The organism is Natranaerobius trueperi (assembly GCF_002216005.1).
Taxonomy (GTDB): Bacteria; Bacillota; Natranaerobiia; order Natranaerobiales; family Natranaerobiaceae; genus Natranaerobius_A; species Natranaerobius_A trueperi.
Map to the genome: position 1 here is coordinate 38511 of NZ_NIQC01000008.1, position 13159 is coordinate 51669.

Here is a 13159-nt window from a genome sequence, read left to right on the forward strand (position 1 = left end):
AGATTAACTATCCTTTTTTCTTATACCGAATAAAACTTAGTCTACTTTTCTATTTTAATTCTCTAGCTTACCCTCATTTACAGATTTATTAGAATTTAAATCACGTAACGTTTATAAAAATACCTAGTAATCTTTTTACAAGACTACTAGGTATACTTAACGCTATTTAATGATTAAATCAACTTTAATGCTTTGGGTATATACCCATCTCATCAAGAACTGAAACTAAATCTTTAATTTCTTTTTCAGGATTTCTATAGTAAGCACTACCTCTAATTCTAAAGAATTTCCAACCAAGTCGTTCTAGTTGAATTTGACGATTCCAGTCATATTCCCAGTTTTCTATACCATGGTAAGCATCCCCGTCACATTCAACGGCTAATTTGTTACCATCCATACCCAAGACCACTAAATCAATTCTTTTGGTTCCCACCTGATATTGTGGCTCTACTGCATATCCAAGTCTTAAAAGATCTTTCAATACATCTTTTTCAAATTTTGAATCACATAATTCTTCTAGTTCAGTATACTCTTTTTGCATTCTATGAGGATTCTTAAAGTAATGTATCAGTTTATGCCTAACATCTTGTGGATTTAAATCTTCAGTATCAATGGAATGGAAAAGCCACACTTGGTCTTTGGCTCTGCTCATTGCAACATTAAAACGTTTAAAATCGTGTTCTTTGTTTAGAACTGCCGGTCTATGATCTCCCTTTGCTTCTATCATTGATAAGAATATAACGTCTCGCTCATCTCCTTGAAAGTAATATGCGTCCCCTGCATGAAGCTTTCTTGTTTTCATTTCTTCAGGTCCCAGCTCTTCCATGAGCATTTCTTCAATTAAGTTTGCTTGTTCATCTCCTAGTAAAGAGATAACACCCATAGTTTTGTTAGTGTATTCATCTTGATTGCAACACTTAATTATTGTTTCTACTATTTTCCTTGCTTCCGGTTCATTAATTTTAGCGTTAGGCATTCTATAGCCATTTTCAACAGGCACTCGAATAACTGAAGACCATTCTTGTCCCACGCTTCCCATTTTCTCTCTTAAAGGTAATATCTCACCTTGATACATCAAGTCGTTACTAAATTGAATTATTTCAGGTAAACAGCGAAAATGTTCTTTTAGCATAATCACTCCAGGAAATACTTGTTTGGATAAATCATATAGGCTATATTTAGGTTCAAATAAATCCCCATGTTCTACATCGCTTAAATAGGTATTCATTATCCTATGAACAGCTTGTAGATTTTGTCCTACCCCTTGAGGACTGATTTGTTTATCATCACCTACTACAAGCAATTTATTTCCGCGAAAGAATGATAATAAACCAAAAATATCCACCTGACTACTTTCGTCTACAATAACTAGATCAAACTTTTCACTCCAGGGCGGAAAGTTTTCAATTACACTATTAAAAGGCATCACCCACACAGGTACAGCATCCTTGGCTTTATCCATTTTTTCTCTAGCTTGTTTACGATAATAACTTGCATATTTTCCTGTTCCTTTACCTATCCTTTTCACAGATTGTTGCCAAGCAATTAAATTTTTTCTATTTTCTTCTGTAACATTTCTTGAGAGATTTAACCAAGTTGAAGTAGATACCAATTGTTCTAGAATTTTCTTTTCTTTGTTTCTCAATTCATCTACTTGTTCACTTAATTTAATTGGATCTTCTGATAAAACATCTGCTAACCAAGTATCAGCTTTTCGCCACTCCCAAGCCTTTTGAATATCAGTAGGAGGAGAAAGAGGAATACCATCTCCACCTTGTCGCTCCAAATCTTTTGCCAGAGTAGGTGCTACTTCAATTATTTTATTTAGTAACCCCATAAACTCCTGATAAGCATCTTCTAAATTTTTTAAGCGAATAAATTCTTCTATAGTCTTATCCCATAACTCATAATTACGATCACACATACTAGAAGCTAACTGTTCCCATAAACAATAAAACTGGTTATTTTTCTCTAAATTTTCATTGATAAATGTGTTTACCTTATCTAGTTGTTTTTTTACCTTTCTCAATCTTATATGGTTTACAGTTGACTTCAATTTTTTTATAAAACTTTCTAGCTCTTTTAAATCTACATCTTGTATAGTTACAGGTATGTTATTTTCTTTCATTTTATCTTTTAAAGGCTCGAAAGTTCTTTCATTCCAATAAATCACTGTTTCTATAACTTCCAACTGATCATCGATTTTTTCGATTAATCTGGGATCATCTACATTAAACTTTGGTCCCTCAATGGTTAATATCTGTTTTTCCCAACGCTTTAATAATTTTCTTGCAGTCAAACGTTTATCAAGCTCTGCTTTAAGTATCTGAATGTCTTCTAATGTTTTAGGGGGTTCCCCTTCAATTGTACAGTTTTTCTGTATATTTCTTACATTAGAGTTTAAAACCTTTTGAAATAATCCGATTTTTTCTTTTTTCTTTAGATCTGTTTCTAGTTCTGTGACTGTATCAAGTAAATTTCCCACATTACTTTCAAAGGTAATGTCAATTTCATATTCTGCAGTTCTTTCTCTCTGTTCATATAACTTTTTTACATATTCCCTACTACTTTCTATTAAATCTATCCACTGTTGTTTTCTGATACCTTCACTTTTTGCATCCTGAAAAATAGTAGATAACCAGTTTTCATCTAATAGGCTTTTTAAATCTGAAGTCACTTTTTCTAAGTCAGTCAGTAAATCGGCTACAACTTCGACATTCAACTCTTCAGTATTTTCAACAATCAAATTACTACTTCCTGTATTTTTTAGTTCATCCACTTTATTATTCAATTCTTTTAACCCTTGACTAGTGGGTAGACAAGCGAGATCAGGTATTCCATCCTGAAGCTTCTCTCTATCTTCGTGCTTTAACTCGCCCATCAATTCATACAACCTGGTTAATTCAATTTTATCTAAAGGAAACTCTGCATCTTGAGAGATTTTATCTTTGATCCAGCCAAGATCCTCTTCAGTTTCAGTGAGCCAGGAACTTAGTTGTGGCAAAGTAAATTCCTGACCATTTATCATATAAGTGGAAGTTTCAAATTCTGAAATTTGTTTTATTTTATTTTGTAATGTAGCTTTTTCTTCTCTAATAGATTTCAATGTGTTTTTTAGTTTATTGAGTCTTTTCTCCTCGCTTGTTATGTCCAATGAACCCATAGTTTCAGAAATACTTCTAACAGCCTCTTCTAACTCTATTTTAGAATTACTCTCATCTGTGAACACATTGACACATAGCGGTTGGATATTTTTCGGGATCATCTCCCTTAATACGCGAAGAGGTCTTTCTGATTTTGCTGTAACTAGAACTCGTTTTCCATGAGCTAACATATGTGAAATTAAGTTTGCTATTGTATGACTTTTTCCTGTCCCAGGTGGTCCCTGAACTGTAACGCCAGTATTTTCCGAAAGTCGTTTCACTATCTGATTTTGTTCTTCATTAGAGGCCAGTGGAAACATCAGTTCTTCTGGTGCAATGTTTTTATTTGTAGTTGAAGACATAGTTTGGTCTTTGTCAAAGATATTTTGAATAGTTTTTGGGGGTTCTTTCCCTTGTTCTAGTCCTTCTAATATATCATCTAAATCTTGTCTATAACCTACACGTTTTTTCCTAAGAATTAGTACAGGTTCATAAGTTATAACCGGGTCTTTATCAGAAGTTAATTTTTTACTATCAAAATGTATCCTGCCATTAGGACTTAATAGATTGACTAACTTTTCACAGAGTTCTTCCACACCTCTCTTATCCCAAGGATTTAACTGCATATTCTTTATTTCATCTTTTAGTTTAGATAAATCTCTGATATGTGAGTTCTTGATACTGTTTAAAAATTCAAGTTCTAATGAAGTATTTTCCACATCTTGAGATATAATTTCAATTTGTCCATTCTTTTCATCGAAATTCAAAATAGCCTTAGTCGTTACAACGGGATGGCGTATTTTCTTCCCATCATCTCTCCAGTATAAGATACCATGACCCCAAACCAACTCTAGTTCATCTTGCTGTCTTTCTAAACTTTGACTTAGCAAAAACATCTCTTGATATAGTTGATGTACTCGTTGTTTAAGTAAAGCCTGCTCACGCCACTCTTCCCAGTGTTTATACCATTCTTTCATTTCTTTTACACGATTAATATCATCACTAAATTGTTCTACCTCACCATCAGTTGTAGAATTTTTAGGTATATTTTTGCGTATTTTTATTTCTACTGAAGGATCTTTCCAATTCCCTTCAATCCATGGCTTAATACTAGCAGGTGGTTCTTTAGGGTTAGGAATACTTTGCTTTTTGATTGTCAACTTTTCACCTTCAGAAGTTGATTCGAAAGAACACCCCTGAGTATTAGGTAAATCATAATACCAGTAAACAGTATCATAGCTCGCAACATCATATATTTGTTTTCTTGTGAAAGAATAATATGCTTTTAAATATTCAAATAAATTCTTCACTTTTTTATAACTATATTTTTTGTTTATATCAGTAACCTTCATAGAAGGCTCTTCATTCGTCATAGTTTCATGAACAGAGTCATGATTGCTATGTTTATTCATAACATAAATACCCCCATTACAGAATTGAATATTATTTTGCAGGGCTTACAAATTATACGATATATTCTAGTATTTTACTTTATGAGTTTCACTCAAAACGCTCGTAACATCTAAGATAAGGAAGTTCCTTATCTTACAGAATTCTACAAATATCATTGTTTTCCCTTGGAAATCATCACTTTTTTGTCATAACAGCATATACTGTTATGTTAGATTTATTATTTCCACTTAGTACTTATAATAAATAAATCATAATATATTTTCCCTCTTAAAGTTATATTCCTTTTCAAGTCTTTTTAGATCATATTCCCATTCGGATATTGCTCGCTCGTACTTATGTGAATCTCGCTGAAGTTTTCTTAACCTTATATGTGAGCTGATTATTTGAACTACTTTTCTTACCCCAAGTTTAGGAACTGCTTCATTAACTAATATCTCCCATCTTTCTTGTTGAGAAGTTTCCTCCCTAACATTATATCCAAGTTTTCCTAACTCAGATTTTTCTCTTAAATTATAGCCTGATGCATTTTCTTTATCAGTAGAACTAACATCTGTATATGTAACCCCTCTTGCAGATATTATTTTTACTTCTCTTGGCTTCACTTTTTCTTTCAACTTTGTTGATAATTGTTTATTTACAAATGGAGACGAACAGTTGTTACAAAATAATACTTCATGGCTAATTTCTCCTGCCACATCAGTAAGTCGATGATAATAATACTTGATTTTGACTTCTTTTAATCGTAATGATATAAAACAATAAGGGCAATATGCCTCGTCGATTCTGATCATTAAAACTTCATCAAAGGATTCATCTGTAATTTTAATTTGTTCTAAAGGTATATTTGGGTCTTTTTCAATTAAATTTACAAGCTCTTCTTTAATTAATTTATCTACTGCCATATCATATATTAGTTCTTTTAATACATCTTTAGCTGGGTTTTCATAATATATTGAAAAGAACTTACTGATAGAAGATTTTTTGTTCAATTTATTATTTTTTAAATAATAATTGTTCTTAAAACAATTGCGCTCATTACACAAAAACGATAAGAGCAATAATTCTTTGGCTTTCTTTTTAGGTAAATCTTTTATTTTAACTTTCTTTTTAATGAATAAATCAAACCAGTACTTAACCCAATCAATTTCATCATCAAAATAATTATAATAAAGCATTCTATATACCCATTCACTATCTAAATATTTATCAGGTAACATTGATATTATTTTCTTAAGTATAGGATTGAATCCTTTGAAGTTGATTTTCTTGGTACCTGAAGATTTATCTAGTCTGCTCATTATTACATCTAAAACCTTCTGAACCACTTCAAACAGTGATTTATTTAGAGCTTCGCTTATTATTTTAAATAGTTGTTCATTTGAGTAATTATCCCAATTAGTTGAGTCAACATATTGTTTAATAACGTTATCACTGTAATTAAAGACATCAAGAAAGTCCTCTAGATATACTACCTCTTTTTCTTTGTTACGTTCAATTTCTAGTTGCCTCTTCAATTTGTCTATTTCTTCTTCTAGCTTTTCAATTTTACGTTCTGCAATTTGTAACTTTTCATTTTGTTCTTCAATTTGATTTTCTTTGTCCTTTAATTGATTTTCCACCTTAGTGTAATCTTGATTGACCATAGCTAGTTCTTTCTCAAGCTCTATAATTTTCTCTTCAGATTCTCGTATTTCTCTATTTTTATCATTCTCTTGCTTTAGTATGGCGGCCATTCTTTCTTCCTTTTTAGCTATCGTTGTATCCTTTTCAGCTATCTTTGTATCCTTTATTTCTAAGTTTCTTTTACATTCTTTCATAGGTATGTAACCAAAAAACCTTAATATTTCTTGTAACATTTGGCTTCCCCCTCAGATAAACAAAGTAAATAAAATTAAATCAATAGTTTACAATTTCTACATAATTAGGATAAATCCTACAAATTACAACAAACATTTAATCTTATAAAATGTTTGTTTATCTGAAGTTTTATTAAACTGGTGATCTATTCTTCCTCTATACTTGAATGCTTAATGTACCTTTCCCAAGTTTCTTCTTTAAACTCTTTACTTTGATCGCCATATATCCAACCAAAAAGATTTCCCATATTAGCATGAGTCTTCTTAGTATAAGCTGATTTATATAAGTTACCTTTTATTGCATCAGACCATCCACTGTAAAAAGCTCTCTTTCTACCCAAATCTGGTGCTTGTCTTATATCAGATACTTTCTTATCTGTACTTTTTATGTTTTGTTTTTCATTTACATTCATTAGATATAAAGAAACAGTAATATTGCTTTCTTTACAATACCATTCTAAGTCTTTATTTCCCTTCGAACATAAAACAACTTTTTCTACCCTAGATGGTTCAAATTCTTTAGCTAGTAATTTAGCCCCCACTTCAACTTGTCCTATGACTCCTCGGTTTAACTCTCTTTTTGCTTCAATAACATAGACAACTTGTCCTTTAATTTTTTCCTTAAATGATTCTAGATTATAATCATTTTGACTAAACACAGTTGAAGTCTCTCCAGAGATCAAAACACCGTCAATTCGTCTTGCTATAGAAGCACCTTCTGCATTACCAATTGGTACTTCAAGATACATTTCTCCAGGGTTTTGATCTAAAAATTTCTCTAATAATTCATCTTCAAAAGTTACAGGTCTCCACAAATGTAACCCTCCAATTTCTAACGTACCAACTTATCAAGTATCTTATTTTGTTATGTTTTAGTTTTTAACATCTAGATGAACATTTTCTAGTCATTAATTATATATATTTGCAATATAATCTCTTACTTCCTTAGTTAATTCTTCTCTATGACTACTGTAATGAAGCTTTCTATGGCAGTTAGGACAAACAGCACAAACATTTTCTATAGAATCTTCTCCACCTTCTGATAAAGCTTTTAAATGGTGCGTCTCTAAAAAGGGGGCACCATCATCTTTAAGAAAAGGTGCTTCTTGGCCACAACACTCACAAACTCCATTGGCACGCTTTTTAGCATAACTAATAATATCAGGATCTCTATAATACTGTTCATTTTTAACAATAATTTTCTTTTTCTTTGGTCCTTTTTCCTTAATTTTCTCTGCTATTTGCTCAGGTGTTTTATATCTGTTTTCCTGATAAACTATTTTCTCTTCATTAATTAAATCCTTTAGCAATACGTTTTTAATACCAGGTAGAACATAAGTTGTATTTACAATATCCAGTAAGGAATTTTTTACTTTTAATAGGTCTATCAAATCAAATTTCATACTCCGATAAGTCGCATCATCTAGTACTGGTCGCTTAACTTCAGTAGTATAAGGTTCGCTCAAGGAAAAATGAAAATTTCGCCCAATCCTACCCCTTTCGAACAAATTATCTGGAACAAAATCATTTATCTCATACACTCTAAATAGTGCAAGGTATCCTTCTTGCCTTCCTTCAAAATAGTTATAAGGTGCTTCTGGTTCCCATAAGATAAAAAAACCATTTTCCTGTAGTTCTTTAAACACTTCCCGGGTTATCGAAATTTTTAGATAATCATCTATATAAGCAACATATTTTAAATCATATGGTTGATTATTAATACGTTCTTTGTATCTTTTGCCCACTGCAGACATTTTATAGTTAGGGCTAGAACTCTTGGGTAATAAAACAAATGGACCTACTTTAGACAAGGGCTTTTTCTTACATAAAATTATTTGATGGGAGTAGCTATCAGGTAGCTGCCCTTTAGTCATTGCGTAGATATTAACCCTCTCATCTCGAAAGGCACTTTGTATTTTCATGCTAAATCTCCCTTTACAATTAATGGTCTGACTTTAATAACTCACTGAATTAACTCACACGCTCTTTCTTTCAAATTATGTCTATTATTTTCTTTAGCATCATGTAAAATATCTTGAATAGAAATAGCATAAGCTTTTAAACCTACCTCTTTGGTAGTTTCAGGAAGCGACTGTATAGTGAATTCTTTTTCCTCTTCTTTAGAATACCTTGGAAAAAAGATAATGCTTCTATCTAAAGAGTTCTTTTTATTAGAAAAATAGTGAGTATAGAAAGTAAGTTGAAATATATCGCTGGTTTCAATTTTCTTGAATCCATAATGTTTATATTTGGCGTCAAGCACCAAAGTATTTCTGTTATCTTTATCGTAAACCGAGATATCAGGTATAATATCTCGATAACTCTTGCTATTAGATACAATAGCACCTTTTATACGTTTTCCAGCACTTACAATGAAGTTTTTCGGTAAATACTTATTTAATAATTTAACTACAAACTGTTCAAACAACTCATTCATATCAATTAACAAACAGAAAAATGATTCACTAGTTTCCTTATAAAGGTTTTTCATGAATTCTTGTTGCAAAATATAATAGCACAGTTTATGCGTGGTTTCGTAATGTTGGTTCAGCCTGTTATAACTGAAAGTAGGAAAATATTCACCGTTAAACGTACTACATAATTCACGAAATTCATGATAAAAACGATTTAGACGTCTCTTTGTTTCATTTCCCATCCTCATTTTTTTAGCTGCTTTTAGTGCACTAAGTATAATCTGGTTCTCTGGTACATCTGTTAATAGCTCATCGTAACAACAATAAATCCTAGTTGGTACTGCGTAGTTAACTTTAGTATTTTTAATCATATCCGGTCTTCCCCGTAGTCTTCTTAGATTTTCTTCTTCTGTAACGTATTCTTTAAAGATACCTTTATCCATTGTTTTTTTAATATGAAAAAGTAACAGTTTGATATAAATTTCAATAAAGTCATCGTGAAATTTATCGTATTCGGCCCGGGAATCTTTCCAATTATAAAAAGGTATCTCCTCAGAAAAGCAAATCATATCAATTAAATCTACAAATCCTTTATTAAATTTGGGCTTAATAATTATCCTAACCTTCTCTAATTCAATTACTCCTACCCAACTATCCCCCTTTATCTTTACCCCACCTTTTAACTCGAGAAATTCAAATCTCTTTTGTGTTTCATTACTTTGATAAATAACACTTTGCTTCTGTAAATATTCCCGTTCATCGGAGGTAAGTTGATAACCATAAATCATTAGTTCCTGATATTCTTTTACTTCATAAATATCTTTAGATTTTGTCATTAGGCATCTATCCTTTGAAATGTTTTACAAGTTCAGATACAAAAACATCATCTGGTTCCTGAAAGATTTCTGAATTAATCATTAAGTTCTCAGAATCTACAAGTCCTTCACCGATAATTTCAGCTAACCTCTCATAATCGTCATAGCAATATTCTTGTAGTAAAGGTATTATTTCTAGTTCAAACACCTCTTTTAAGTCTGCTACTGAATAAATCTGCTTACCATCCTTCATAAAATAAGCATGACCTATCTGCTTGTCTCTACCTTCAATTTCAACAAGTTTTTCATTAATTTGTTCTAAAATTTTACCTGGGCTTATACCTAACTCGTCAATTTCTTCATTGATCAACTCTTTTTGAGGCATACATTCAATAAATGCAAACCTTCTTTTCAGCGCAGCGTCCATCATTTTAATACTTCGATCTGAAGTGTTCATTGTTCCAATTAAATATATATTAGGTGGAATTACAAAACTGTCTTTGCTTTGTGGCAAAGTAACTTCCATGTCTCGTTTATCTTTTTCTAGTAAAGTAATCATCTCACCAAGTATCTTAGGAACATTACCACGATTAATTTCATCTATAATAAGGTAAAAAGGGATATCAGGACTTTCTTGAGCCTTTTTACACAGTTTAGTAAAGATACCTTCTTGTAACTCAAATACAACCTTACCTTCATCTGTAGGGATTGGTTTATATCCTTCGATAAAGTCTTCATAGGTAAATGAAGGATGAAAAGTACATTCAGATAAGTTATTTTTTGTAGTAGTTTCAGCTAGCATATCTGCTGATTCTTGATCTTCCATCTCTAATAAAATATTTCTGATCATTTCCACAAAATCATCATTTAATTCAAACATAGTACCTCGATTTCCCATTTTCCCAGGTTGAGATAATTTATAAACAGCTTCATCTTTTATTTCATCAAGTAGTATTGTATCTTTAAAACTCCGCTTAGCCCGTACTGTTAAAGTGCCATCTGTTAAAGGTTTTTCTACTTCAGCAAGTCCAACAAAACCTTTATTTTTTTCTTTTGCGCCCCCTTTATAGCAGAGAATCTTGTCACCCTTTTTAGCCATTTTAAAATTACGTTGTATACTCTTTTCTGTATACTCCACTTTTCCTTTACTATCAAGAATTTCTTCCCACTGAAAGTTTCCTGTTGATGATGCTACCATCATCCATACTTTTTTATCAGAGGTTTCATTCTTTTTTAATATTTCATTCTTATCATTTTTCCAACGCACATATTGCTTTGCAAGATAAGTTTTTCCTGTACCAGGTGGACCGTATAAGATACATTGGCCTTTTCTTTCTAAAGCCCTCTCTAATCTTTCAAAAAACTTCTCTTGATCAGGCGAAAAACCTCCTGTATCTTGCGTTTTGTGAATCCATTCCAAGTATTTTTTCTGAGGTATTTCAATTATTGTTTTCTTAGGCCAGTAATCTTGTTTGGGTATTTCTAAAGGAGGATCAAATGTTTCTTCCCAATTAACAGCGACAACATGTTTTTGATCTTCAAAATCATCTCTAAACTTATAACCTTCAGTAACAGTCCCTACCCCTAAAATTTGTGATTTACCTTTATTAGCAATTATTTTATCGCCTGGTTTTAAATTAAAAAACTGCCAAAGTTCATTAGCCTTTTCTGCATTTTTATGTCGTGTTTGGTGAAAATCATTTTTAATAAAAGCATTTTTAAACTCTTCGTAATCAGGGTATTGGTTTAAATCCCCTAAATCATTCCACCCAACTGATATAAAGCCACCTTTTCTCGCTTCATCCCAGTACATTGCATCTCTTCCTGGAGCTATCTTAAAGAATTTTGTATTAGGCATATAAGTTTGATAAAGAAACTCACTGATTTTACAAGAATGCCACCTGTTAAACATTTCAATGTTTTTCAGCTCTTCTTTTAATAGCAAGTTACATTCTACACTATCTTTAGCAGCCCATTTCTCCCGAGGTACATCTAACAAATCCAAAAACTCTTGAATATGCTTACTATTGTACATTGGCAAGAACTTATCAGGATGGTAAAGATATAGTATTTTACCTTTGAGCATATTAGCACTATATAGTAAATTTTCCTCATTAATGCCTTCATATGGGGCTTCATCATAAGCTTCTATTAATTTGATGATATCTCCCCGAAGCTTTTCCCAGGCCTCTTCCACTGAGTTAAAACCATCTGGATACTTCCACTCATTTTCTTTAGGACTATAATAAATACGTAGTTTATTGGCTGTTCCACCCTTGATACTACCAAGTTCAGTAGTGTGAAACTCTAACCACCAGCAAAAAGACCCCTGCTTTGTTTTACCAAGCGCATATTCTTCTAACTCCATTTCTTTAATCTTTTCTCTCGGAAACTTTTCTAAAAAGCGTTCGTGTTTTTCTTTTGCCTTTTCAATATTATCTTCAGAATAATTCTTAGAAAACTTTTTAGCATCCCTTTTTAATATCTCAACAGTACCTTTCGTCAATTAGTTCGCACCTCCAAAATCAAAACATTATATTAATACTATTTTGATTTTTCGCAACAAATAACCTTCTAGTTTTATAGAATTAGTTTACCTAAAAATAAATCCTGCCATTACAAGGCAGGATTTGTTAAGAATAGCTGATGATTTTATTATGATAGTCAAGAAATTCCTTTTTTAAATCGTGATTTTTATGGATATATAATCTACTTTTATCTAAATATAATGCTCCATAGTCTAGCATTGCATGATGATTCGGGCAAACACAAATCACATTTTGAACTTTATCAGGTCCGTAATGAGGTGAACCTAAAGGCTTTAAATGATGAGCTTCCGCATAATAGTTATCTTCATCAAGCATTATTGTTTCACCGCATATTTGACAAGCGTAATTATATATTTCCTTGACTTCTTTTGATATTGAAGTATCTCTTACTAACCTTGTGGTTTTGACATATTTTCTAGAATCAATTTCACCAACATCTTTAGGCCAAGCATATTTATTATAATCTGGTAATTTCTTTACTTTATTAACCGAAAACTCTTGAAGCGGAAAACATTTGTTATTGTGTTTCCACCTAAAGCAATTATTTTTAATATCTATTTCTATCCCCCAAATTGCTTCTTTAAACCAAATATCTCGATCATATTCAAGCTGCAAAGCACAATTTCGCAAGTCCTTAAAATGTAAAAAATAAAGTTTATTTTCAGTTGGTATTAAATTTAGTTCGAAAGAGATTGTCATACCTGGTTTTTCTATAAAAGGCTTATCCATATTATCATCATCGCTAAACCAGTCTTTATTCACCCTAACACGCATATTAGTTTCGCTAGTTACATTGACCACTCGACAAGTATATCCTTCTATATCAATAAAACCGGTCTTTTTAAATACTTCCTTATAATAATCATCAACATCAATCCCTTGCATTTCTAGATGCCGTAACACTAAATCAGCTGATTTTGAAATACTCCACGCCATCTTTTATCACTCCAAAACTTTTATGATTAAGAA

7 protein-coding genes are annotated in these 13159 nt (G+C 31.7%); all 7 read right to left on the minus strand.

The window, feature by feature from the left end; genetic code table 11:
• Positions 1–184: 184 nt before the first annotated feature.
• The 7 genes from CDO51_RS05065 to CDO51_RS05095 all read right to left on the minus strand — a co-directional run bounded on the left by CDO51_RS05065 (position 185) and on the right by CDO51_RS05095 (position 13126).
• On the minus strand, positions 185–4555 hold the full coding sequence (locus tag CDO51_RS05065) for an AAA domain-containing protein (protein WP_089023222.1): 4371 nt from the start codon (positions 4553–4555) through the stop codon (positions 185–187).
• 249 nt (positions 4556–4804) lie between these two features.
• Complete coding sequence (locus CDO51_RS05070; RefSeq protein ID WP_089023223.1) at positions 4805–6412, minus strand: coiled-coil domain-containing protein; 1608 nt, start codon at positions 6410–6412, stop codon at positions 4805–4807.
• Positions 6413–6558: 146 nt separating this feature from the next.
• Entirely contained in the window at positions 6559–7227 is a 669-nt protein-coding gene (locus CDO51_RS05075; protein ID WP_089023224.1) for a hypothetical protein, read from the minus strand.
• 93 nt (positions 7228–7320) lie between these two features.
• On the minus strand, positions 7321–8334 hold the full coding sequence (locus CDO51_RS14010) for an HNH endonuclease (RefSeq protein ID WP_205842115.1): 1014 nt from the start codon (positions 8332–8334) through the stop codon (positions 7321–7323).
• 41 nt (positions 8335–8375) lie between these two features.
• A complete protein-coding gene (locus CDO51_RS05085; RefSeq protein WP_089023225.1) occupies positions 8376–9662 on the minus strand; it encodes an McrC family protein in 1287 nt (428 codons plus the stop codon).
• Positions 9663–9669: 7 nt separating this feature from the next.
• Complete coding sequence (locus CDO51_RS05090; RefSeq protein WP_089023226.1) at positions 9670–12147, minus strand: AAA family ATPase; 2478 nt, start codon at positions 12145–12147, stop codon at positions 9670–9672.
• Positions 12148–12274: 127 nt separating this feature from the next.
• Positions 12275–13126, minus strand: a complete 852-nt coding sequence (locus CDO51_RS05095) for an HNH endonuclease (protein ID WP_089023227.1) — start codon at positions 13124–13126, stop codon at positions 12275–12277.
• Positions 13127–13159 lie beyond the last annotated feature (33 nt).